Annotated in this window: 18 protein-coding genes; 15 read left to right on the top strand and 3 right to left on the bottom strand. The window is 47.5% G+C overall.

The window, feature by feature from the left end:
* Nucleotides 1-196: 196 nt before the first annotated feature.
* Complete coding sequence (locus tag GA0116948_RS13925; protein ID WP_089713289.1) at nt 197-700, top strand: hypothetical protein; 504 nt, start codon at nt 197-199, stop codon at nt 698-700.
* On the opposite strand, the gene GA0116948_RS13920 is transcribed toward GA0116948_RS13925, so the two are convergent.
* The 3 genes from GA0116948_RS13920 to GA0116948_RS13910 are packed head-to-tail and all read right to left on the bottom strand — an operon-like array spanning nt 701 to nt 4,680.
* Entirely contained in the window at nt 701-2,296 is a 1,596-nt protein-coding gene (locus GA0116948_RS13920) for an MFS transporter (RefSeq protein ID WP_089713287.1), read from the bottom strand.
* On the bottom strand, nt 2,283-3,353 hold the full coding sequence (locus GA0116948_RS13915; protein WP_089713285.1) for an HlyD family secretion protein: 1,071 nt from the start codon (nt 3,351-3,353) through the stop codon (nt 2,283-2,285). Before GA0116948_RS13915 ends, GA0116948_RS13920 begins: the two co-directional genes overlap by 14 nt.
* Nucleotide 3,354: 1 nt before the next feature.
* Complete coding sequence (locus tag GA0116948_RS13910) at nt 3,355-4,680, bottom strand: TolC family protein (RefSeq protein ID WP_089713283.1); 1,326 nt, start codon at nt 4,678-4,680, stop codon at nt 3,355-3,357.
* 101 nt (nt 4,681-4,781) lie between these two features.
* On the opposite strand from GA0116948_RS13910, the gene GA0116948_RS13905 reads away from it, so the two are divergent.
* The 14 genes from GA0116948_RS13905 (at nt 4,782) to GA0116948_RS13835 (ending at nt 24,163) form a co-directional block, all read left to right on the top strand.
* Complete coding sequence (locus tag GA0116948_RS13905) at nt 4,782-5,567, top strand: helix-turn-helix domain-containing protein (protein WP_089713281.1); 786 nt, start codon at nt 4,782-4,784, stop codon at nt 5,565-5,567.
* Nucleotides 5,568-5,699: 132 nt separating this feature from the next.
* The gene (locus GA0116948_RS13900; RefSeq protein WP_089713279.1) at nt 5,700-6,053 is read left to right on the top strand and encodes an S-adenosylmethionine decarboxylase family protein; all 354 of its coding nucleotides are present in this window, start codon (nt 5,700-5,702) and stop codon (nt 6,051-6,053) included.
* A 24-nt stretch (nt 6,054-6,077) separates the two neighbouring features.
* Nucleotides 6,078-7,331: a DUF4178 domain-containing protein gene (locus GA0116948_RS13895; RefSeq protein ID WP_089713277.1), complete on the top strand. Its 1,254-nt coding sequence runs from the start codon at nt 6,078-6,080 to the stop codon at nt 7,329-7,331.
* Between the two features lies 1 nt (nt 7,332).
* Complete coding sequence (locus tag GA0116948_RS13890) at nt 7,333-7,572, top strand: hypothetical protein (protein WP_089713275.1); 240 nt, start codon at nt 7,333-7,335, stop codon at nt 7,570-7,572.
* A gap of 9 nt (nt 7,573-7,581) precedes the next feature.
* Nucleotides 7,582-9,102, top strand: coding sequence for a polyamine aminopropyltransferase (locus GA0116948_RS13885; protein WP_089713274.1), 1,521 nt, complete (start codon nt 7,582-7,584; stop codon nt 9,100-9,102).
* Nucleotides 9,077-10,723 carry an FAD-dependent oxidoreductase gene (locus GA0116948_RS13880; RefSeq protein WP_089713272.1) on the top strand — a complete coding sequence of 549 codons (1,647 nt, stop codon included), beginning with the start codon at nt 9,077-9,079 and terminating at the stop codon, nt 10,721-10,723. The genes GA0116948_RS13885 and GA0116948_RS13880 overlap by 26 nt, the downstream gene beginning before the upstream one ends.
* A gap of 261 nt (nt 10,724-10,984) precedes the next feature.
* Complete coding sequence (locus tag GA0116948_RS13875; RefSeq protein ID WP_123891831.1) at nt 10,985-11,584, top strand: RNA polymerase sigma factor; 600 nt, start codon at nt 10,985-10,987, stop codon at nt 11,582-11,584.
* Between the two features lie 107 nt (nt 11,585-11,691).
* Nucleotides 11,692-12,888, top strand: a complete 1,197-nt coding sequence (locus tag GA0116948_RS13870; RefSeq protein WP_089713268.1) for a FecR family protein — start codon at nt 11,692-11,694, stop codon at nt 12,886-12,888.
* A 266-nt stretch (nt 12,889-13,154) separates the two neighbouring features.
* Entirely contained in the window at nt 13,155-16,643 is a 3,489-nt protein-coding gene (locus GA0116948_RS13865; RefSeq protein WP_165798500.1) for a SusC/RagA family TonB-linked outer membrane protein, read from the top strand.
* Nucleotides 16,644-16,654: 11 nt separating this feature from the next.
* Nucleotides 16,655-18,094 (top strand): RagB/SusD family nutrient uptake outer membrane protein, encoded by a 1,440-nt coding sequence (locus GA0116948_RS13860; protein ID WP_089713264.1) that lies wholly within the window; start codon nt 16,655-16,657, stop codon nt 18,092-18,094.
* A 78-nt stretch (nt 18,095-18,172) separates the two neighbouring features.
* Nucleotides 18,173-19,117, top strand: coding sequence for an ABC transporter ATP-binding protein (locus tag GA0116948_RS13855; protein WP_089713262.1), 945 nt, complete (start codon nt 18,173-18,175; stop codon nt 19,115-19,117).
* A complete protein-coding gene (locus tag GA0116948_RS13850) occupies nt 19,114-21,321 on the top strand; it encodes a Gldg family protein (protein ID WP_089713260.1) in 2,208 nt (735 codons plus the stop codon). The genes GA0116948_RS13855 and GA0116948_RS13850 overlap by 4 nt, the downstream gene beginning before the upstream one ends.
* A gap of 1,395 nt (nt 21,322-22,716) precedes the next feature.
* Nucleotides 22,717-23,718: an RHS repeat domain-containing protein gene (locus tag GA0116948_RS13840; RefSeq protein ID WP_089713255.1), complete on the top strand. Its 1,002-nt coding sequence runs from the start codon at nt 22,717-22,719 to the stop codon at nt 23,716-23,718.
* A 118-nt stretch (nt 23,719-23,836) separates the two neighbouring features.
* Entirely contained in the window at nt 23,837-24,163 is a 327-nt protein-coding gene (locus GA0116948_RS13835) for a hypothetical protein (protein ID WP_123891832.1), read from the top strand.
* Nucleotides 24,164-24,821: the final 658 nt, after the last annotated feature.

The following is a 24,821-nucleotide window of genomic DNA, read 5'->3' as shown; positions in this document are numbered from 1 at the left end:
GTTAAATGTTTCATAAGGCTTTTTTAATACGTTTTTTGAATGCTTTCCTGCATTAAATTAGGGTTAAAATACCTGATCTCCTCCAAATCATAATTGACAGCCCGGCCTTCTACACAATAACGCTAATGGCTATACGAAAAGTAGCAGTATATCAACCCGTTTTCAAGTTTATTGTTTACCTGAAAAAATACCCGCTATGACATCCCGTAAATTAATACCTTATTATTGTACCATCCTTGCTTTTATAGGTATGTACACCCTTACCATGTTGATGCCGGATTATGCACTGGGCCTGCATTACAAAGTGGGATGGAGCAGCACCGGGCGTATTCCCCTGCATGCCAATATCTTCATATTTGGCCTGGTAGGTGTACTGCTGCTGATCAATCTCCTGGAGATGTTTTCCACGAACCACGACCTGTTTATCCTGCGGCTACTCAAGAGCTTATTTACCATCCTGATCGTGTACATCGGCAGCGCGCTGGTGTTTTACTGTCTGCACACGCACGTTTGGAATATGTACTATGCCGATAAGGAAGCACCGGCAAGGGTATTCCTAGGCACTGCATTGCTATGTTGCGTGGTATCACTCACTACGCTGGATATTGTGAAAACACTGCTATTGCAAATGGTGGAACGTACCCGCATCCACCAGCGTATACCAGCCTGGTTGCGGTTTGAACCCGATATAGAGGACTGATCATCCCGGTGCCAGTATTCTGGACCGCAGGTACACTACCGTGCGATTCAGGTAGGGGAAGAGCAGGATAAATAACAGCGTAACGGCTAGCAGGCAACACATTAGTGCATAATAGTCCATGGCAAAGCGCAGTTGACTTTGACTGTTCACGGCATTTACCAGCAGTTTATCCGCTTGTTTGGCGGCTTGCAGTGCTGGTACGCCTTTGTGTAAAAGACGCTGTGTTTGCAAAGCCAGTTCATATTTAACGGTGGGATCTAGCCGGGTCAGGTGATCCTGGAAGGCGTTGTAGTGGCGACCTTTTCCCAATAGTTCAAAATAATTCATGATAGCCGTGGCCGAACAAAAGCCCAAAAAACGAACGGCCAGGCATATGGCTGCCGCAGACACTGCATGCACGGCGGGTACGGAGGCAATGGCATAAACAATAGTCGGCACCATTAGCATGCCCACCCCAAATCCCTGCAGGAAGAGCGGAACGAAAAAGTGATCTTCATCCGCTTGGGTGTCGAAGAGGAAAATCATCACGCCATGAAATACCAGTAATGCCATGAACCCGCACACCCAGATGAAGCGAATGTTTCGCTGTTGAAGGATGAGGAGGCAGGCAATAAAAACGCCGCACACCAATCCCGCTATGTTAAATACATTGATGTATGACACATGCGTGGGGTCGAACTTCAGTACGGAGGAAAAGAAATTGTTGGTAATGCCCGATGCAAACCGGCAAATATACATGATGAATAGCAACAGGAGGCCCACGTTGAAATTTCGGTTGCCAAATACCGACAATTGCATGTAGGGACGCCGCATGCGTAACTGGCGGATGGCAAAAACCAGTGTCAGCCCCACGATGGCGATCACGCTGCCGGCTATACGGCGATCTTCCAGCCAATAATATTCCTGCCCATAGATAAGTACAAACGCAGCCAGCGCCAACATAACGGTGTAGAGCAAAAAGCTTTGCCAATCCAAATTATAGAGGGGAAACTTTACCTGCAGGCGCACGTTGTTCATGGTAACGAGCATGAGTACCAGGGAGGGCAGGTAAGAAAAGGTAATACACTTGTACAACATGTTGAAGTCGAAACTATCCACCAGGTCTGCGGTAACCAGGTTGTTGATAGGCACCGCGCAAAGCAGCAACCCAAAGAACACGGAAAAGCTGATCTCCCGGGCCCTTTCCGTTTTTAACCGGGTAAACATGAGCGACAGCGATAGGGTAACCATACAGCCAAAGCCTATGCCCTGTACAAAACGGAGTGGGAGCAGCACGTAGAGGGTGCGGGTATGGTAACAGGCAAAGGCAGTAGCAATCTGTAAAAAGGTAAAAAGGATAAAGTATTCCTTAGTGGCAAAGTAGCTATAAAAGCGGCGTTCCAGCAAGTAAAAGCCGGTGTAGCCGGTGTAAAACAGTGCAACGGAATATTGCACGTCGGCAGGCTCACAGCCATACAAACCGGCTGCGGCATTGATATTGGCCAGCGGCAGAAAAAAAAGCATAATGCTGGGCAGGATCACCAGGAAGAGTATGAGTTTTACCATCCATTCCGGCACCCATTTCCGGAAAACAGGGATTATCTTATCCGCGTGCATGTTGCTGTTTATTGATAAATACACTTACGTTCATGCCCGCGCGAAGTACATCGGTTTCGCTGCGGCTGCCGTTAATGCGGATGCGCACGGGCACCCGTTGTACAATCTTCACATAATTGCCGGTAGCATTGTCTGGCGGCAGCAGGGAAAAGCTGGAGCCTGTAGCTGGTGAAAGTGAGATGATGGTGCCCCTGAAAGTTTTGTCGGGATATGCGTCGGCTTTTATTTTAACGGAATCGCCTACCTGCATATGCGCCACCTGGGTTTCTTTATAGTTGGCCACCACCCATTTGTCTGTCTCATTATCTACGATATAGGCCAGCACTTCACCGGCATTGATCATTTGTCCTTTTTCAATGGTACGGCGTCCCATGCGGCCATCGTATGGCGCGGTGATCACGGTGTAGGAAAGGTCCAGTTTGTGCCGGTCCAGCAAGGCTTTGAGCCGTTCCATTTCGGCGCTTACCACGGCTTTTTCGCTTTCCGTGTCCTGTATGCGCGAAACCGATGCGGCGTAATTATCTTGCGCTGCTTTGAAGTCAGACTGATAAATGTCCAGGTTGGCCTTTACGTTTTCCAACTGCTGGGCTGTGGCCGATTCTGCGTTATATAATTTTTGATAACGGTCGTAATCGAGCTGCTGCTTCCAAACCTTGGCCTGTGCGGCGGCGATCTGTGACTGGGCTGCCCGGGAGGTTTGCCGGAGGGTGTTGGTATTGCTATTCAGCACCGCGAGCTGTGCTACTTCTTTTTCCAGCATGGCCCTGGTCTGATCTACTTGTAAGTTATATTCCCGGTTGTCGATGATGAGCAGGGTGTCGCCTTTTTTAACGGGCTGGTTCTCTTCAAATTTTACGGCTACGATAAATCCGCCGGCACGGGAAATAACCGGGTTCACATATTCCTGTACCTGGGCGTCGTTGGTTTGTTCATAGCGATGATACTCCCAAAGGGTTTCAATGCCCCATACCAGGAGGGCCAGCAGGAGTGCAATGGCAATCCAGCCGGTAATACGCGTGATCAATTTGTCGGTAACGGTAGGTTTTTTTGCTTTCATATTAAAGGGTGCCGGTTACGTTTTGAAGAAGATAATATTTATGCTGTGCCGTTATGCGGGCCGCTACCAGTTCAAATTTAGTTTGCAGCAACTGTACGTCTGCGTCCAGCAGGTCGGTGACCAGGGAGGTTTGGTTGAAGTAGGTGTTTTTAATGATGCGCGCATTTTCCGTCGCCTGCTCAATGTTGGATTTGGCCACTTGTATTTGTACTAGTGCCTCCTGGTAGCGCAGGTAGGCTTCTTTTACCTGTTGCCTTACCTGGTCGGCTACATCTTGGTGGGCTATTTCTTCTTTTTCAAGTTCCAGGTTGGCCGCTTTTACTTTATGCGGGTTATGGTAGAGCGAGGAAATGGGAAAAGAAGCCTTTACACCGGTAACACCCAGCGAATACAGGTGGGGATTATACGGGTATAAGAAAATTTGCGGATTGGCATAATAGAAGTCGCCGTAAAGGCCAATCTTCGGGCTTACATTGGCCTTGGCTTGTTTTAGCTGCAAAGTCCGCAGAGCTGTTTCCTTTTCGGATAAATGATAAGCAAAGGAATGCGCCATGGCAATGTTCAGGTAATCGTCGTAAGTGCCGGTAGCGAAGGTAGAATCGGCTATGGCATCCGGCGCAATGCGCTGGTTGTCGTCGTCACCAATAAGGATGTTGAGTTTTTGGTTGGCGATCAGGATGTCATTGTTGATCTGCACCAGCAGCAGCCTGCGACGGGAAAGGTCCAGTTCTACCCGCAACACATCGCTTTTAAGCACTACGCCTGCCCGGTAGTTTTCTTTAATTTCGGCCAGTTGTTTTTCCTGGCTGCCAATGTCGCTGGTCACCAGTTGTTTAAAAACAATGGCCTTTTGCAGTTCCAGGTAAGCCACCGCAGTGGCATACCGTACGTCCGACATGGTTTGGGCCTGCTGTATGCCGGCCACCTGCCGGGCTATTTTTTCGGTAGCAATTTGCAGGTTCAGCTTGTTCCCGTTATACAGGTTCAGGTAGAAGTCTGCTCCCACCTTATAAAGGGTATGAATAACATCGTGCTGGGTGGGGGTGTTAAAAAGACCGTTGTCGTACACCGGGATGTTAGTGGCCTTTTCATAATTTCCTGCTACGTTTACCTCTGGGAAACGTTCGGCTTTTGCGTCTTTTACCGCTTCTTCGCTGATATCCACCTGTTTATTTTTCAGGGCTACCGCGCGGCTGTGCAAGGCTGCTTTTTCCCAGACGTCTTGCAGGGAGAGGTGAACAAGACTATCGTGTGCCAAGGGGGCGGCGCTGCTCTGGTTGCTCATCCATATGCATAAGATGGATAGGGCAATGGTATTGTATCTCATTTTCGTAATTGTGCATGCAAAGATACCCTTACCAGGGGGGAATCATTTTATATAAACAGACAATTATTTATTAATTCCGGCCAAACGCTTATTTTTGATACATGGGACTGATTGCTTCATTACCGGAAATAAATAAGCGCGCGGCTTCTGTGTTTGTGATGCATGAGAAGTCAGAAAAGCTTATTCCCCTGCACAGCCACAATAAAGGGCAGCTTAGTTATGTGGAGGGCGGCATTGCCTATATTACCATTGAGGGGCGTACTTACGTGGTGCCTGCCCGGCATTATTTCTGGATACCACAGGGCATTCCGCATGTGCTGCGTATTGGCAATACCGCCACGGTACTGCGTTCCCTGTACTTTTATGCCCATGACGATCCTGCAAATGCGTTCTATACCCGCCTGGGCATATACCCCGCCAGCGAATTGCTGATCCAGATGATTAATCACACCGAACGCTGGGATGGGCGGCATGTAGACCGGCACGACTATAATTTCGAGTTCCTGGTGGCATTAAAACAATTGCTGCCGGAACTGAATAACGAGGCTTTGCCCATTGTACTGCCGGTTACGGAAAACGATGAAATGCAAAAGATCATCCGCTACCTGGAACGGAATATAGGAGAGCCTTTGACGTTGCCTCAAGTGGGCCAGCATTTTAATAAGAGCGAAAGGTCTTTGTCGCGCTTGTTCCGTGCTACGTTGCAAATCTCGTTTTTACAATACCTGAAAACGCTGCGCATGATCAAAGCCATAGAGATGATCGTAAAAACGAAGCGGTCTATCAGTGATATTGCTTTTGCTGTGGGATACAACAACCTGGGGGCATTTAGCAATGCATTTTTTGAGTTCACCCAATCAAGGCCCTCCGATTTCAGGAAGCGATAAATGTGCGCCAGGCATTGCGCTGCATATCGGTCGGGTTGTACGGGGGGGCAAGGGTTTCCCCAGCCGCGATAGTTGTTATGGTGGTTTATTTGAAAAAATTTTTATCTTTCTGACTGAATTTACCTGATAGCTATGGAATATACGCCCGGACTGCATTTGTTAACTACCCTATACACTCACCGCCACGACTTACTGCAGCATAGCGCCGGTTGGCGCGTTTTTATAAACGAACAAGTGAAACTTTTCGGGCTCACCGAGGTGGGCCAGTGCATACATGATTTCCCAAACGGGGGATTTACGGCCGTGCACTGCCTCACCGAATCGCACATCTCCGTGCATACCTGGCCGGAGTACGGGTTATGTACCTGCGATGTATTCCTCTCCAATTTCCGCCAGGATAATGATGCCACCGTGGAAGGCATTATGCAGCACATCCACGTTTTCTTTGCAGCCACCCGTCATGAGTCGCAAAGCCTGCGGCGATAAATACCCTTAACTTGTAATTGTATAATGAGTACACCTATATCACAGCATTTTATTTGTCCTCACTGCCATACTGCACAGGTATTGTACGATCCTGGTCAGACAGTCATGTACGTATGCGGCAATTGCCAGTCGGTGCTGGACCCTACGCCGCATGGATTTGTAAAATCCGGCGACCTGCCAGGCCGCAAAACTACGGAACAGCAGATCCCGCTGGGCGCCAGCGGAATACTGCGTGGTAAACGTTACCAGGTGATCGCCTTTGCCGAACGGCATGAAGTGGGTACTGCGTTCAACTGGAATGAATACACCTTGCGCAGGGAGGAAGATGGCGGAGCCGCTTACCTATCCGTGTATAACGGACACTGGATGTTGCTGGATGAAATAGAAAACGATCCGTTGCTGAATGCCTGGGATACGCGGGATAAAACACAACTGACCTACGATGACAGGCTGTTTGAAAAATTTCATGACTACCGGGCGGTATATAATTATTTTAGTGGGGAGCTTCATTGGAAAGCCAACCTGAAGGCCGGCCCGCGTTGTATTGAATTCATTGCGCCGCCGCTGATGATAGCGTTGGAATATGATGCTGATGTGGGCGTATCGGCATTTTATGGTCCGTATGTCCTGCGGGGGGAAGTGAGCAAGGCCTTCCGGAATGGCGCGCGTTTGCCACGCCGTACCGGTATTGGCGCTGCACAGCCTTTTTACTTTAACCTGCAAGCGGACCGGTTTATCATTGGCGCGCTGATCTTTTGCCTGCTGGCCCTCGGCATTCAATATAGTTATAACAGCAGCCGGCAGTACACACCGGTGTTTTTTGATCGTATCGTGATCGACTCGGGTACCATTAATGTGCCACGTGTGTCCAAATCATTTACCCTGCCCAACCGTATGTCGAATATGGAAGTGGATATGACGAGTGATGTCAGTAATAGCTGGTGCGAAGCAGACCTGGACCTGGTAAATGAAAAAACGGGAAAGGAAGTGGACCTGGCCATTGGCACCGAGTTTTATTCAGGGATAGATGAAGGCGAGCGCTGGTCGGAAGGAGGTACCCATGAAAAGGCTTTCCTGTGCAGTGTGGCGCCAGGACAGTATCATTTCGTGGTAACACCTTACAAGGAGCCCACCGGACCAGCGGTGAATATTGGCCTGGAGGTAGACTGGGACGTGCCAAGCAGTTGGAATGCCGTGCTGCTCTGCATTGTGCTGGCACTGGTCACCGTTGGGTTGTATGCAGGAAATTATTTTTTTGAACAAAAACGGTGGGAATAACATGGAACTGGATATATTCTCAAAAATACCTGCAGTAAAAGCGCGTCTTATTAAGTTCGCAAAGGATCTTTGGCAGAAGGACAAAATAATTGTCGTTGTTGTAGGTTTATTTACGGTCATACTGTTGCTTAGCAATTATTACGGGTATCGCATCTGCAATTGCGCTACCACCGAAAAGTGGCAGCCAGGCAGCGGCCCACGCAACGGTAATCATGGCGTGAATCATTTTTATCATAAATAATTTCCTGAGATGATTAAAATGGTGCGGCCATTGGAGTTTTTGTTGTTATTGTCTGTTTTTATCATTGCCACCTGCGGGCTCATTTATGAACTGGTGGCGGGTACATTGGCCAGTTACCTGCTAGGTGATTCCATTACCCAGTTTTCCACCATCATCGGGGCTTATTTGTTTTCGATGGGCATTGGCGCCTATCTTTCGCGTTTTTTCAGGAGGGAATTACTCAGTTGGTTTATTCAACTGGAAATATTGGTAGGGCTCATCGGCGGCATTAGCTCCGCCGTGCTTTTCCTGGTGTTTGAACATGCGGCGTCTTTCCGCCTAGTGTTGTATTTACTGGTAGGGCTTACGGGTATTTTGGTGGGCCTGGAGTTGCCCCTGCTGATGAATATATTAAAGAACCGGTATGCCTTTCGCGACCTGGTATCACGGGTATTTACCTTTGATTATATTGGCGCACTGCTGGCCTCTATTGTGTTCCCACTGCTGCTGGTGCCTTACTTTGGGCTGATCCGCACTTCCTGTTTCTTCGGTATTTTAAATGTGGTGGTTGCGATCGTGGTATGTGTGAAATTCAGGGAGGAAGTGAAATGGGCGCGTTATCTGCAATTCAAGGCGGTAGGTGTGATCGTGTTACTGACCGGCATTTTCTGGTGGGCAGATAAGATCATGACCTTCTCGGAAAGCGAAGCGTTTCGCGACCCGGTGATCTTTTCCCATTCATCGCCTTACCAGCGGATCGTCATCACCCGCAGTAAGCTGGATCTGCGCCTGTACCTCAATGGCAACCTGCAGTTCAGCTCCGTGGATGAATACCGTTATCACGAAGCACTGGTGCATCCGGCTATGATGTACAGCCCGGAACATACCCGTGTATTAATCCTGGGAGGAGGGGATGGCATGGCCGCCCGCGAGATCCTGAAATATCCGGATGTGGAAATTATTACGCTGGTGGACCTTGACCCCAGCATGACTCGCCTCTTCCGCCAAAGTTCCATGCTGGCGGAACTGAATCATCATTCGCTTCAATCGCCCAAACTACAGGTGATCAATGCAGATGCCTTCCAGTGGTTAAAGACCAATAAAACCCTGTATGATGTGGCTTTCGTGGACTTCCCCGATCCTGGTAATTATGCCGTTGGTAAATTATATACCACTGCTTTTTATCGCCAGCTACGCCATTCACTGACCGATAGCAGCGTGATCGTGGTGCAGTCCACTTCACCTTTTGTGGCCCCGAAGGCTTTCTGGTGTGTGGATGCAACGTTACATGACTGTGGGTATCACACACAGGCCTATCATACTTATGTGCCTTCGTTTGGCGAATGGGGTTATGTCATGGCATCGCCAACAGGGCTGGTGGGCCACCATCATTCGTTACCCGCCGGGTTGCGCTATTTTGCCGCCGATGTATTCCCGCAAATGTGCCAGTTTACCGCCGATATGGCCAAACGCCCGGTGCTGGCCAATCACTTAAACAACCAGGTGCTGGTGCAATACTTTGAAGATGAATGGGGAAAATACCAGGAATAAACCGCTTACCCGCAAAGACTTTTTGCGGTACATGGCCCTTATCGCAGGGGCGGGTGTAACATTGCCGCAGTTTGTTGCCTGTGAAGCAAAAAAAGATCAATACGGGCATATCCAGGGCCGCATTTACGGGGCCTCCGCTGCTGTTGGCCACAAAATACGGGAAGGGGGATTTGCGGCGCCTATGCATACGGAAACGGTGGATGCGGTGATCATTGGCAGCGGCGTGGCAGGCCTTTCCGCGGCCCGTATGTTGCACCACAACGGATGCCATAACTATAAGATATTGGAACTGGAGCAGCACGCCGGTGGTAATGCCGGTTTTGGCCGGAACGCTTTTTCCGCTTACCCATTGGGCGCGCACTACCTGCCGTTGCCGAACCTCGAAAACCAGCCACTGCTGGACCTTCTACAGGAAGCAGGTATCCTCACCGGTTATACCGCCGATTGCCTGCCCATGTATAATGAAACGGATCTGTGTTATGATCCGCAGGAACGCCTGTTCATTCACAACCGGTGGCAGGAAGGGCTGGTGCCGCAGTTCGGCGTGGGCGAGGCGGCACTCGCGGAGTTCAAACGCTTTTTTGCCGATATGGAAAAATTGCGGTGGCAGCGGGGGAGTGATGGTTTGTACGCGTTTGATATTCCCATGGCCCGCAGCTCCCGGGATGCGGCCTACCTGCAACTGGATAACTTGTGTATGAAAGATTACCTGCAACAACAGGGTTATCGTTCCGAAGAGTTATACTGGTACCTGGACTATTGTTGCCGGGACGACTTTGGAGCGGGTATTCCCGTGGTGAGCGCCTGGGCAGGCCTGCATTATTTCGCCAGCCGTAAGGGCAAATCTGCCAACGCGGATAGCGCGGCAGTATTAACCTGGCCACAGGGAAATGGCCGGCTGGTGCAGCATTTACAACAGTTCAGCAATAACAACCTTCAAACCAATGGCCTGGCATATAAAGTGACACCGCAGGGCCGCGAAGTGCAGGTGGATTATTTTGAGGTGGCCACCGGTACCACGAAACGTATAGTGGCGAAGGCTTGTATAATGGCCACCCCGCAATTTGTTACCCAGCGTTTGCTGCCCGCCGGGCAATACGACCATCAGTTCGTGTACTCGCCGTGGTTAGTTGCCAACCTGACGCTGGACAAACTGCCGGAATCCCGCGGCTACCCACTTTGCTGGGATAATGTGATGTACAACAGCCGATCGCTGGGATATGTAAACGCCCAGCAGCAAAGCATTACGCAGGAAGCGCCGGAGAAGCAGGTGCTCACCTATTACCTGCCCTTGGATCATTTATCGCCGGCAGACTCCCGGCGGTATGCACTGGGCCTGTCTCATGCCCATTGGGTAAAACTGATCACAGACGATCTGGAAACCGTACATCCTGGTATTCATGCACAGTTGCGTACTATCGATGTGTGGGTATGGGGGCACGGTATGATCCGGCCCCACACCGGTTTTATTACCAGCGATGCCATTGCCGCGGCGCGCCGGAGTGGTTATCCAAATGTTTTCTTCGCCCATTCTGACCTGAGTGGCATTTCTATTTTTGAAGAAGCGTTTTATCAAGGGAATAATGCGGCGCTGGCGTTGCTCGATTATATACGAACGTAGGTCACCGGGCTTTTTTATTATATTGTTCTCCTAAACCGTTGCCTTATGCGTTTGGTACGGCGCCGCCATAACAGCCCTGCGTCCGTATTTCCGCATTCGCTGGAAAATATTCTCATTATTATTATAACTTGTTCAGACTTTTATACACTACGAATACGGAGGATTGGCAAACTAACGTGTGATTAATATCAACCAATAACCAGGGTAACGATGGGCGTTTCCCCGTCGTATATGCATCTATTCATTTATAATTTATGATAATTGAGTGTCGGTCATTTTATGGAGGCTCCTGATCTTTTTAGGCGCGTGGCCGCTGGAGATGAAGCCGCTTTCCGGAGCCTGTTTGAACTGTTTGCCCCGCGCTTCCAGGCCATGGCGGCGCGCATTACCGGATCGGTGGCCGTAGCAGACGACATCGTGCAGGATACTTTTTTAAAAATATGGATCAACCGCGACCAGCTTTCCGAACTTCAACATCCCGGGGCCTGGATAAAAAAAATCTGCTTCTTCCTTTCCGTAAATTATGTGCGCCGGCAAGCCATCCGGGATAAAGTGATGGACAAAGTAGAGTATCAGGCCGAATTGGCCGCCAAAGGACTGTCTGCCGGCGAGCTAACCGACTTTCGCCAGCTACTTGGTTTTTTGAACGCTGCCGTGCAGCAACTGCCGGAGAAACAACGGATAATTTACCGCCTGAGCCGGGAGCAGGGACTTAGCGCCACCGACATTGCCGGGGAGATGAACCTGGCCGTGAGTACTGTGAAGAACCTGCTGGTCATGGCCCTTAAAAATATCCGGCTTTCCCTGCAACATGCCGGCTACCCGCTGCTGCTGGCCTTGCTGATCGACTTACTCCTTTAACGAAAAAATAATCTTTACTTTTTTCGGTACCATTTTCCCGCTCAGTTGTCTGATATAAAAGGAAAGGGTATACACCGTATTCGTTTACCTGTATCACCAGACATTAAATGGAACAAAATACCCGTTTACAATATTTACTGGACCGCCTGGCCACCCATACTGCTTCGGAAGAAGAGTTGCAGGAACTGAGCCATCTCATAAAGGCAGACCCAGGCAGCGCTTTGATAGACCAGGCAGAAGCCCGGTTACTGGCGCAGCAAGACCCGGCATTGCCTGCGTACGATGCTGAGCAGTGGATGCAGGTGGCCGACCAGATTTTAATGGCCGACAAGCTGCCGGCCACCCGCATAATACCCCTGCGCAACAGGCCTTTCCTGCGCCGGGCCGGATGGGCCGCCGCCTTATTATTACTGCTGGGCGCGGGCACCTGGATGCTTCAACGTGTTCACCGGCATGGGCTGGCACCTGTGGTAGCGGTCACAAAATTGCCGGACGTAGCCCCGGGCCATAATGGAGCAGTACTTACCCTGGCAAATGGGTCGCAGATCACACTGGATAGCCTTGGCAATGGCGTAATTACCCAGCAAAATGGAACCAGCCTGGTGCTGCAACATGATACCTTGCAATACCTGCCAGGAACCGCTACGGCGGATCGTATGGAATACAATACCATTACTACGCCCAAAGGACGGCAATATGCCATGGTGTTGCCAGATGGCAGTAAGGTATGGCTCAATGCCGCCAGTTCCCTGCAATTTCCAGTGGCCTTTGGTGGAGGAGAGCGGGTGGTGAATCTCACCGGGGAAGGGTATTTTGAAGTAACGAAAAATGCCGCGAAACCTTTTAAAGTAAAGGTGAATAAACAAATGGAAGTGGAAGTGCTGGGTACTAGCTTTAATGTGAGCGCCTATGCCAATGAAAAAAATAGTTATACTACATTGATAGATGGAGCCGTGCGGGTATCCCTCACCAGTGATCCGGGGCATAAGGTGATCCTGAAACCCAACCAGCAGGCCCAGTTGGCCGGTAATGCATTAAAATTACTGGAGGAGGCCAATGTAGAGCGGGCGGTGGCCTGGAAAAGCGGGCTGTTTAATTTTGACGATGTGGGATTAAAAGAAATGATGCGGCAGTTGGAACGTTGGTATAACCTGGAAGTAGTATATGAAGGCGAAGTGCCGGAAGTGAAATTTTTCGGGGAAATGAGCCGCAACCTGCAACTATCGGATGTACTCACCGGCCTGGAAAGATCGGACGTGCATTTCCGGCTGGAAACCGGGCGCCGCCTGGTAGTAATGCCCTGATTGTATAAATTATTTTTATGACACCAAACATCTATTTCGCTATACCAAACAAATAATAAATAAAGGCAGATATCGACCGGCAAAAAAAAGGAAGTGCGGCTAACACTTCCCCTAAACCTTTGATAACTCAAAGGTTGCCTGGCTGATTGAAACCGGGTTAGAGACCTCCCATTTTTACAACCAAACATTGCAAATCTATGCAAAAAACTGCTTATTGGAGCCGTTGGGATGTGCCATGCCGGCTCCCCACCAAAATGCTCCGGATTATGAGATTTACAACCGCACTACTGCTTGCCATTTGTCTGCATGTTTCCGCCGCTTCTTTTTCGCAATCCATTACTTTCTCCGGACGGGCCGTGCCCATGGAAAAGGTATTTGCTGCCATTAAGCAGCAAACGGGTTTTGTAGTATGGGGCAAATCAACGTTACTAAAACAAGCCGGCGCAGTATCTGTATCCGTACAGAACATGCCGCTCACGGGCTTCCTGGATTTGTTGCTGAAAGACCAGCCTATTAGTTACAAGATTGCTGGTAACACAATTATGTTATATAGTAAAACGGCCCCGCTGGCCCCCACGGAGGAAGCGCCGCCGGCAAACGGACCCGTTACCGGCCATGTAACTGATAGCACTGGCATTCCCCTCATTGGCGCTACAATTATGGTAGTGGGCAGCCAACAATCCACCATCACCAATGCAACGGGAAACTTTACCTTATCCGTTCATGAAGGCATGGTGATTCACATCAGCTTTATTGGTTACAAAACCAAGGAAATAGTTATTACTCCCGCCATGTTGCAATCTGGCAACCTCGGTAATGTGGTCTTATCTGGGGCTACTTCCAGCCTGGATGGACTGAGTGTTACGGCCAATACCGGTTATCAGTCTATCCCCAAAGAACGCGCTACCGGCTCCTTCGGCATTATTACCGAGAAAGCGCTGAGCGCACGGATGGAAACCAGCATCATGGACCGGCTGGAAGGAACGGTGCCAGGGCTTTTCATGAGCAATGGCAGTGTCAATATCCGCGGCATTGCCACACTGTATGGTACCCAATCGCCCCTCTATGTGGTGGATGGATTTCCTTACGAGGGCGACCTGGATTTTATTAATCCTTCCGATGTGATAAATGTAACGGTGTTGAAAGACGCCGCGGCCTCCTCCATTTATGGCACCCGCGCTGCTAACGGCGTAATTTCCATCACCACCCGTCAAGGCAATAACCATAAGCCACGCATTAATTTCAATAGTTCGGTTTTCATTACCCCTATCCCCGACGCAGGTTATATGAACCTGCTCAATTCTAATCAGATGGTGGACCTGGAAACGGAACTATTTAATATGTGGCACCAGCCCTATAGCAATTTATACCGCAGCGGTGTGCCAAAAGCCACCACCGCTTTGTATGACCATGAACAAGGCCTTATCAGCCAAAGTACGCTGGACAGCACCCTCAATAGCCTGCGCAGTGCCAACGGTCAAAGTCAGTTGGAAAAACTTTACATGCGTAACCAGGTAAATCAGCGTTATAGTTTTTCGGCCAACGGGGGCAATGATATTCACCAATACAGCCTGATGATGAATTATACAGGCAACCGTGATGATGGCTTCCGCACCGGTGGACAACATGTGAACGTGGGCATTCATGATCAGGTGAAAGTCTTTAAATGGCTGGATGCCGAAGCGGGTATTTATAGCAATATTTCAAAATCTACCTACCTGCGCGAATCGCCGGAGTCTTACTACCGCAATATGCCATACGAGGTGCTTAAAAACCCCGATGGCAGCTACGCGCCCTTTACAAAACTGAAATCAACCTATGAAATAAACCGCTTGATCAGTCTTGGTCTTAATGATGAAACGTACAATCCGCTGGAAGAACTGGACAAGGCAGATCTTTACAACACCTCCAACTATTTCCGCCTACAGGGTGGATTTACCGCCAGGATTATTACCGGGCTTACACTGGATGTAAAGTATCAAACAGAACGCGGCACAAATTATAACAAACAATATTACTCCGCCAATTCCTACTTCACGAAAGAATCGATCGACGATGCCGCCCAGTTGATCAATGGAGAACTGGTTAAAAATATTCCCGATGGGGGCCAGGTATATGAAACGCGGGGCGATACAAAATCTTATACCGTCCGTGCCCAGCTAAACTACGACCGTAGTTTCGGAGGAGGCAAACACCATATTACCGCCCTGGCAGGTACGGAAAGAAGGGCCATTGCACAATCTTCTACGTCTGTATTCCGGATGGGGTATAGCGACAACAACCTCCAGTTTCAGCCGGTGGATGAAGTAGCCCTCAATTCACTAAAAGGTACAGAGTCGCTGCAAGGCACTTATTCCGTGCAATATAACACCAACAATAATTTTTCTTACGGGGAAGACCGCTACGTATCCGGCTATGGCAATGTGGGCTATACCTATAATGATAAGTATAACCTTACGGGTAGTGCGCGGGTAGATAATTCCAACTTATTTGGCACTGATCCCAAATACCGTTATCTGCCCCTTTGGTCTGTAGGTGCCAGTTGGAGAATGTCGGAAGAAAAATTTTTGAAAAATGTAAACTGGCTTAGTAATCTAAGTCTGCGCGCCACATATGGACTGGGTGGCAACGTGGCCCGTACGGTGGGACCCTACTTGCAAGCCAAGGCCAGCTTTGACCCGGAAACCAACGCCGCTGGTACTGATATCATTTACCCGCCTAATAAATTACTGAGATGGGAAAAAACTGCCACTACTAATATTGGCATTGATTTCGGATTTCTCAACGGTCGTATTTCTGGTTCAGCAGATTACTATATCCGCAATACAAGCGATCTGCTGGGGCAGCAAAAAACTGATCCTACCAATGCGTTTACAACGGCATTGATCAACTTTGGCAGCCTGAATAACAAAGGCATAGAAGTGGCTTTGAATACAGTAAACATCCGCCATAAAAATTTCTCCTGGAACACCACCTTGTCTTTCAGTCATAATAAGAATAAAATGACGAAGATCAATACCGATGCCACGGATGTTAATAGTATTACAGCAGGATATGGTGTAAACCGGATAGGACGCCCTATGGATGCTATGTATAACTTTAAATACGCAGGCCTGGACCCGACGAACGGTACTCCACTGGTATATGATGCTGAAGGTAAAATTGTTAAAAACTATGATGCCTCCGGCGGCCTGATATCTGGTATGACAGATTTCAATGGCCTGGTGTACAGCGGTACTATGCGCCCCACATATACTTTTGGACTTACCAACACCTTTAACTGGAAACAACTTACGCTCAACATTATCCTCATAGGCAACGGCGGTAATGTGATGCGCGATGTAGTACCCATTCTCGACTATGGCGGCGTTACCCATAACATAGACCGGCGCGCAGCCAATTTTTGGCGCCAACCTGGTGATGAAAAGAAAGCTGGTATTATGCCGGCCCCTGACCTGAAAGGCAATGGTGCCCTCTACTACCAATTGCTCTGGTATGCATCCGACAAAAACACATTAAAGGCAGATTACATTAAAGTAAGAGATATTTCCCTGTCTTACAGCCTGCCCGCCTCCGTGATGCGTGGCACCAGGCTGTCTGCTGCCAAATTTACCCTGCAAGTGAAAAATCCTTTCCATTGGTACCAGAATAACGTAGGTATTGATCCGGAAGCTTACGATTTTGCCGGGCAATATGCCAACAGAACTATACCCGTGATGCCTACTTACATGGCAGGCGTAGACGTAACTTTTTAAAACCTGGAAACATGAAGCAACTTACTTTATATATCATTGCTGGCAGCATCATGATGCTGACTAGCTGTAATAAATTCCTGGACATAAAACCCAAGGATAAATTCATCCCTACCACCGAAACCGATTATGAGAACATGCTCAATTCGGGTACGATGGTAAACTATGGTGATTACTTCTGGGACCTGCTTTCTGACGATGCTTACCTACCAGAAGGCAACCCCGGAAACCTTTACAGTGTGCAACAAGTGTATGGCAAAAGAATTTACACCTTTAACATACAGCCCTACGACCTGGGGGCTAACGACTATTTGTGGAGTGAGGGGTATAAACGCATTTTTTATTGCAATACCATCATCAATAATATTCTGGGATCTACCGAAGGAACGGAAGCCGAAAAAAAGAGCGCCCGTGCAGAAGCCCTGTTAGGAAGGGCTATGGAGCATCTTCAACTGGTAAATGTATATGCACAGCATTACGATGCTGCCACCGCTGCTACCGAACCGGGCATACCCCTTGCGCTGATTGCCGATATCAATGCCAAGTTCACCCGCAATACAGTAAAAGAAGTCTACGACCAGGTGATCAGCGACCTGAATGAGGCCTTGCCGGATCTGCCCTTAAAACATAAATTGACCAAGTTCCGGGCCTGCAAGGCCGGCGCCTATGCCGCCCTGGCCAGAACCTACCTGTTCATGGGCGATTATGTAGCTGCGCAGCAGAACAGCGACCTTGCCCTGTCGCTGCAAAGTGAACTGGCAGACATGAATCAATACCAGGTGATCATTCCCGGTCCCTTCCCCAATGTGCCTGGCTCGCCGGTGGGGTGGACCAATATTCCTGATGGACAGTTGAATACAGAAACCATTGTGGCCAGGCATTTCCTGCGTCCCTTTGGCCTGGGCATGAGCGTATGTGCCTCCCCGGAACTTACCGCCCTCTTTACATCGGACGATGCCCGCTGGAACCTGTACTATGCCAACGGCTGGCCTCCAGCACCACCTTATAACTACATGACCCGTTATGGCGTTCGCATTTTCCTGCGCGGCGATTACTTCAGCAACTACCTCAACGTGCCGGAAATGTACCTGACCCGTGCCGAATGTTATGCCCGCAGTAATAATCAAACAGCCGCCCTGAATGATATAAATACCCTACGGAAAAACAGGATAGCTGCTGCTACTTACAAGGCCTTTACGCCAGCAGATTTTGACAACGATGCCAACAAAGTATTGCAGTTTGTCCTGGATGAAAGAAGAAGGGAACTGGCCTTTACCGGCATGCGCATTATCGATCTTAAAAGATTGAATAAAGAAGCACGTTTCCAAAAAACATATACCCATGTGGCCGAAGGAACTACTTACACGTTAGCGCCTGGTAGCAATAATTATGTGCGCCAGTTGTGGCCCAGTGCTACCGTGTTTAACGCAGACTGGCCGCTGAATCCGGAATAAGCTATCTCCTCCCTATTCTACCTGTGGCGTTGTCTTGTGGCGGCGCCACTATTTTTCTATTGACTTAACTGATCGCACATGCTAGAGCATATCGTTAAAATTGAAGGTTTATCCCACCGCTACAGTAAGGACTGGGCTGTGAAAGATATTAGCTTCGATATTCACCGGAAGGGTATACTGGGGTTGCTAGGCTCCAATGGTGCGGGCAAGTCTACGACGATGAATATTCTTTGTGGGGTTCTGAGCCAAACCGAAGGCAAGGTGCTTATTGAGGGAATAAATATGCGGGAAAACCCGGAGGAGGCAAAGAAAAGGATAGGCTTTTTACCGCAAAATGCCCCCTTATACCTGGAGCAAACGGTAGATGAATACCTGACTTACTGCGCCTACATTCGCCTGGTAGACAAGCGGCGCATTAAAGCCGCCGTAGACGAGGTAAAGGAAAGATGTGGTGTAGCCCACTTCAGCAAAAGGCTCATCGGCAACCTGTCTGGCGGATACCGCCAGCGCGTTGGCATTGCACAGGCATTGATACATAAGCCCCTACTCGTTGTGCTGGACGAACCTACCAATGGCCTGGATCCTAACCAGATCCTGGAAGTAAGACAACTCATTAAAGAAATTGCTACAGACCGTGCCGTTATTTTTTCTTCCCATATCCTGTCCGAAATACAGGCCACCTGCCAGGACATCATTATGATTGAAGGCGGTAACATTGTATTTAAGGATACCATGGAATCGTTCAATAATTACATTGAACCAGACAGCCTGGTGACCACCCTGGAAAATCCACCTGCCCTGTCAGTCTTACAAGCCATACCCGGCATCCGTTCTGTGGAATTTGTTACTGATAAAATAATCCGCATGCACTTCGACCCCACCATAGACATCGCCGAAAGCATTGTAGAGCTAAGCGTGGGGCAGCACTGGCGCTTAAAAGAGATTACCCTGGAACGTAGCTCCCTGGACGCCATTTTTGCCCAATTATCCAATAAAAAATCCAAACCAGCCGTACAGTCATGAGAGTAATTTTCAGAGTAGCCCGCCAGGAATTGAGCCTCCTGTTTAATTCGCCCATCGCATGGCTGATATTGATCGTATTTCCCATACAGATTGGTGTAGACTTTCTGCACTACATCCAGATGATAGGCCGGGCACAGCGCATGGGACACCACTTCTCCGATGTGACGATGATGCTATTCGCCGGCAAACAAGGTTTTTACCCGGGCGTAAAAAACACTTTGTATCTCTATATTCCACTACTTACCATGGGCCTCATCAGCCGGGAAACACACAGTGGTTCTATCAAATTATTATTGTCTTCTCCCATTAAAGTGAGCGACATCGTGCTGGGAAAATACATGGCCATGATGGGATACGGCGCTTTGTTGCTCGTAGTGATATGCCTGTACAGCATTTCCGGATCGTTCTTCATTACGCATATCGACTGGACCCTGCTGGCCTCCGGCGCACTGGGGCTGTATTTGCTGATCTGCGCCTATGCAGCCATTGGCTTGTTCATGTCTTCGCTCACTACTTACCAGGTGGTGGCCGCCATTAGTACCCTGGCGGTGCTGGCAGCGCTAAACTTTATCGGCAGCCTGTTTCAAGGAAATGATGCCGTGCGACATATTACTTATTTTATATCACTGGCCGGTAGAACGGAACAATTGATTGTTGGACTGATCAGTACCGAAGACCTGATCTATTTTATACTGGTGATCAGCTTTTTTCTTTGCGTGACCACCATGCGCCTGCAAGACCAGCGCGATGCCAAACCGCGCTTCCAGCGCATCTTACGTTACATGGGCCTGGTAGGTGGGTGCTGCATAGTAGCCTTCATCAGCACCCGCCCGCAGCTCACCGGATATGTAGATATGACGGCTTCCAAAGTACACACCATCGGGCCCCAGAGCCGTGACCTGGTGAAGCAAATGAAAACGCCGCTGAAGATTACGACGTATGTGAATATCCTGGATAATAACTACTACCTGGGTGCCCCGGAAAAGAAAAGCGAAGACGAAAGGTTATTTATTCCTTACCGCCGCTTTATGCCCGGCCTGCAAATGGACTACCTCTATTATTACGATTTTTCCGGCAATAAAAGCCTGTATAAAAATTATCCGGGCCAAAGCGATGAAGCCATTGCCCGGAAAGTAGCAGACATTCAGGACCTGGATTTTAAACGCGTACTGCCGCCGGCACAGGTGCGTAAAATGGTAGACCTGGCACCGGAACAAAACCGCCTGGTGCGGCAGTTGCAATATGGCGACCGGAAAACCTTTCTCCGTTATTTCGATGACGTAATGATCTATCCTAGTGAACAAGAAACAACGGCGGCCCTGAAACGTATCGTAACGCCCGGCTCAATACCCGTGATCACGTTTGTAACTGGCAACGGGGAAAGAAGTATCTCCAAAGCCGGTGATGCAGATTTTCGCAAGTTCGTGAACGAACTCGGTTACCGGGCGGCGCTCATCAATCAAGGGTTTGACATAGACACGGTGAACCTGGCCGCCCAAAACATTTCAGCTACCACGGCGGTACTGGTACTGGCTGATCCTACAACGGCCTTACCGCCGGTGGTACAGGAAAAAATAAACCAATATATCGCCAGTGGCCGCAACCTGCTGGTGGTTACAGAACCTGGATCGCAGGATGTAGTGCGGCCCGTACTGCAAACACTTGGTGTAAAACCAGGCGATGCCCCTGTACAAGAGGCCAGCCGCGATTATCCCCCAGACTTTCTTTTCGCCACCTTCGCCGTACAGGCAGGGGAGGTGTCGCCTCAACTGGCGGCTTACAAGGCTGATAGCGCCCTGGTGTCGGTACCCGGCGCATTAGCCCTGCAATACACGCAACCACAGGGGTTTCACAGCACTCCCTTATTGGTTACCAAAAACCATCAGGCGTTGGCCCTTGCACTGCAACGCAAGCAGGCAGGTAAAGATCAACGCATCGTCGTAACCGGGGATGCAGATTTTATGAGTACCGCAGCACTAAGCCGCCTACAACCCTTTGTGTATAACCAATTCCTGATCACGGAGCTGTTCCGCTGGTTTTCTTACGGAGCGTTCCCGGTAAACACGGGTGCCCTGCAACCGAAAGATGTAATAGACAGTGATGATAAAGGCATTCTCACCATGCGGATATTGTTCTTCGGGCTGATACCGGTGTCGATGCTCACTTTTGCAACGTGGATGTTGTTATATAGAAAACGGAGATAATGCCAACCAATCAAATATAGAGAGGCCCTGGGCCGCCCTTGGATGGGGCGGCCCTATTTTTTGGGGGGGAAGGAATGGGATGTCTAAAATATAAGCGCCGGAGATGTTAAAATACAAATTATGGGTAAAAATTGTTTTTTATGAATAAAACTTCTTTCTTTGTCTGGTAACTGTATGTAGACTGTTCCCTGAAATTTTTTGTCGTCATAAAGTTATCCCTGTTCAAAGTCTTTATTTTCACGTATTATTCCTTGGATATGTTTGTATACCCCGTTGTTCAAAGTAGAAACACTTATTTACACGCTAAACACAGCACCGGAATATGCATACGATTATTTTGTGAAGGATCACCTTGGCAACATACGGATGGTGCTTGAAACCAGTAATACAATGCTGGAAAATGCACCATTCAGTAATATCAATAATACCCGCTCTGCATTTACGTGGAGGTACTGCATATAACGTCGGAGATATTGGAAATTATTTATGGGGTAGAGGAATGTGCTATTTAGGAATATCTTATCCTGTGGCACAAATCGGGCCCCATGGTAATAATATTATATACGGCAGAAGACAAGGAACCTCTCTATACAATTTTGGACAAGGTACATATGGAACTCCAGGTTTTGGGATTCTCCTGGAGATCAAAGAGCCATATGGAATGGATATAGCACAAGTCCGCTTGTCATTGAAGCTGCAAAGCAAGATATGCAAAAACTAATGAATGGTATGAGTAGTTGGAGGCCTCTTCAAAATTAAAATATAATGAGATATATTACTTTGTTTTGTCTTTTTTCTCTATTCTTGTTTATCTAAAATTAATGCACTACAAAAAGCATACAATAATAAAGAAAAAATTATCAAGATGTTTTCTTCTAAGAGTATAGTAAGAAGCAGAGGACAGAATATTATTTTTTTCTACTCACAATAACAACATTACAAACAAATATTTTTTTGAAATTGATGGTACTAAATATCATCTTACTGATGAAAGAATTGAGTATACTCCGGATATATTAGGATTAAAGGACACAACAATAGGTAGTAAATTATACAACCAAGAATTAACAGCTACCCTAACAATTCTAGTTGCCGAGATGGACAGGTTGGATATTAGAGATATAACAAGTGATCTATCAGATGACGGTATAGGGTTTAAAATATACTTGAAAGATTTTAACGGAACTATGATTTATGTGCCAGATTGAAAAAAAACTGCGCTTACCCTATTGGAAAACTTATATAAATGGAATGAATAAGTTTGATGATAATTGGTATTACACTTTTAATAATTAATAAATATTTAACTCGACGAATCAATCTACACGCCACCTGGCTTATTTAAATTATGTTTTATTTGATGATCAGTTTAATATAGTCACTGAAAATAGCGGTATGCGGCAAGTAGGTGCGAATACCATGCAGTGGCAGCAGCTTGCGCCCAGCGCTCCAATAGTAGCCAAGAAAACGGGTTTTTTATATATTAACATCAGCAATGAGAGTGCTACGGATGTTTATTTTGATAACCTTGTGGTGAGCCATACCAGTGGACCATTGTTGGAGGAGACACATTATTATCCGTTTGGGTTGACGATGGCGGGGATTAGCTCGAAAGCGCTAAAAAGTGCGAGTTATCCGGAGAACAGGCTAAAGTTTAATGGGAAGGAATTACAAAGTGAAGAGTTTACAGATGGCAGTGGACTGGAATTATACGATTATGGAGCAAGGATGCAGGACCCGCAAATTGGCCGTTGGTGGACAGTAGATCCATTAGCTGATAAAATGAGACGGTTTTCTCCGTTAGTTAGCGCTTTTGATAACCCTTTAAGGTTCCTCGATGCGGATGGGATGGCTCCTGATGATTTTGTAAAGGACAAGAGTGGCAATATAAGATGGGATAACAACGCAAATTCTCAAGCTTCCACGAAGACAGACGAAACATATTTGGGTAAGACTTTGACATTTAATTTCAATAGCTATATCGATGGTAAGACATGGGACGGACCGACGTTGTTTGGGTTAGTAGACCCATCCGGGAATAAGTTAACAAGTACGGTCACTTTGCAGGCCAGTGAGAATGACAAGGGGCAATTAACGGGTATAACTGCTTCCAGTGAAGTTAAGGTTGGACACACTCCATTCGGTATGGCGAGGGGTTCTTATCCAGGTGAAGGGGGAGACAATAACACCTTTTCTGATAGTAAAACAAAGTCACAGGGCGGTACACTAAGTTCTTATAGTATGACATTCGAACAGCATGCAAGTGTTTCAAAAGCAGAGGAATTCTCATTAAATGCGATTGGTTTTAAGATTGTCGATGTCGCCCAGAAATTGAATGTAAATTATGATAGCAAAAGCGGGTTGATCCAGACGGGAAGATATGGGGCAATATTATAGGAGCTATTGTTGGAGCAGCTGTTGATTATGGAGAGCAGGTTGCTTCAAACTACATTCAAGGAAATGATAATCCGTGGACCAAGGATAAAATAAAATAGAAAACGGAGGTAAAAACGCCATGAATAAATTAAAAAGTATAGTAACAATTATCGTTTTTTTAATAATGTTTGGTTATATCTTCTATAAGGTTGGCAAACGGCAGCTAACTGGATATTTATTAAAGCATGATGCACAGCGAGCGAGGGCTGTAATTATTGATGAGAAGAATTATTGGGGTAATAGCCCCGTTAGTCGTGAAGGCTCATATTCATACCTTTTTTATGTTAATGGGGAAGCGTATAAAAATGATTCAAAAGATACTAAACTACAGGTAGGGGATTCCATAGATATTGAATATGTGAAATATTGGCCTAGTTTGAGTAGGCGAATTTATGCTTCCAATTAATACAGCAAGCAATCATATAGCGGTATTCTTTTCAAAATAACTACCACCGATTATAGCAGTGGTATCGTTTATCAGAATTATACCCTTCATTTCATCTTTCACGAAGAAGGCCGGGTACGCCTGGTGTTGAAAACTGGTCAAACCCCTCAAGAAGCGATTTTATTATGGAAGAACCCTGTTAGGAAAAAGTTATGATGCTAAAACAATCAAGAAATATCTAGATGATAAAAGAAGGCATAATTAAATATTGTCTGATGTATATTAATAAAGGACAGTTAAAATTACCCGTGTTGCTCTTTTTTTTATTATGTAGTTGCTCCTCCGGTACTGCATTGAAAGGGAATTATTCGTCATGTAATGGTTATTGCAGTTTGCAACTGAATAAAGATTCAACATTCTTTTTATCAGTATAAATTTCAATATTCATATGAATATTCACAAGGTACATGGAGCCGTATTGGCAAAAATAAAATCGTTTTAAATAGCCACTTTAGAAATAGGGTTCTTCCATTGAAGGTGCAGGAGATAGGTGCTGGCGATTTTAGGAAGGATAACATTTTTTTTCACTATTGTCCGGGAAAATTGTTATGTTAAAAATAAGAAAGGGGCAATTACGCCCCAATAGTTTATAATTTTGGGTTACGACACTCAAAAGATA

This window comes from Chitinophaga costaii, assembly GCF_900094705.1.
Classification (GTDB): domain Bacteria; phylum Bacteroidota; class Bacteroidia; order Chitinophagales; family Chitinophagaceae; genus Chitinophaga; species Chitinophaga costaii.
Note: the sequence above shows the minus strand (reverse complement) of the source record. Positions and strands in the feature narration are given on the sequence as shown.

Bases quoted from the DNA above. Each gene is read 5' to 3' on its own strand.
- GA0116948_RS13835 (WP_123891832.1), top strand. From the start codon at position 23,837: ATGAATAAATTAAAAAGTATAGTAACAATTATCGTTTTTTTAATAATG.
- GA0116948_RS13905 (WP_089713281.1), top strand. From the start codon at position 4,782: ATGGGACTGATTGCTTCATTACCGGAAATAAATAAGCGCGCGGCTTCT.
- GA0116948_RS13920 (WP_089713287.1), bottom strand. From the start codon at position 2,296: ATGCACGCGGATAAGATAATCCCTGTTTTCCGGAAATGGGTGCCGGAA.
- GA0116948_RS13925 (WP_089713289.1), top strand. From the start codon at position 197: ATGACATCCCGTAAATTAATACCTTATTATTGTACCATCCTTGCTTTT.
- GA0116948_RS13850 (WP_089713260.1), top strand. From the start codon at position 19,114: ATGAGAGTAATTTTCAGAGTAGCCCGCCAGGAATTGAGCCTCCTGTTT.
- GA0116948_RS13900 (WP_089713279.1), top strand. From the start codon at position 5,700: ATGGAATATACGCCCGGACTGCATTTGTTAACTACCCTATACACTCAC.
- GA0116948_RS13885 (WP_089713274.1), top strand. From the start codon at position 7,582: ATGATTAAAATGGTGCGGCCATTGGAGTTTTTGTTGTTATTGTCTGTT.
- GA0116948_RS13895 (WP_089713277.1), top strand. From the start codon at position 6,078: ATGAGTACACCTATATCACAGCATTTTATTTGTCCTCACTGCCATACT.
- GA0116948_RS13915 (WP_089713285.1), bottom strand. From the start codon at position 3,353: ATGAAAGCAAAAAAACCTACCGTTACCGACAAATTGATCACGCGTATT.
- GA0116948_RS13880 (WP_089713272.1), top strand. From the start codon at position 9,077: ATGAATGGGGAAAATACCAGGAATAAACCGCTTACCCGCAAAGACTTT.
- GA0116948_RS13865 (WP_165798500.1), top strand. From the start codon at position 13,155: ATGAGATTTACAACCGCACTACTGCTTGCCATTTGTCTGCATGTTTCC.
- GA0116948_RS13840 (WP_089713255.1), top strand. From the start codon at position 22,717: ATGCGGCAAGTAGGTGCGAATACCATGCAGTGGCAGCAGCTTGCGCCC.
- GA0116948_RS13910 (WP_089713283.1), bottom strand. From the start codon at position 4,680: ATGAGATACAATACCATTGCCCTATCCATCTTATGCATATGGATGAGC.
- GA0116948_RS13855 (WP_089713262.1), top strand. From the start codon at position 18,173: ATGCTAGAGCATATCGTTAAAATTGAAGGTTTATCCCACCGCTACAGT.
- GA0116948_RS13860 (WP_089713264.1), top strand. From the start codon at position 16,655: ATGAAGCAACTTACTTTATATATCATTGCTGGCAGCATCATGATGCTG.
- GA0116948_RS13890 (WP_089713275.1), top strand. From the start codon at position 7,333: ATGGAACTGGATATATTCTCAAAAATACCTGCAGTAAAAGCGCGTCTT.
- GA0116948_RS13870 (WP_089713268.1), top strand. From the start codon at position 11,692: ATGGAACAAAATACCCGTTTACAATATTTACTGGACCGCCTGGCCACC.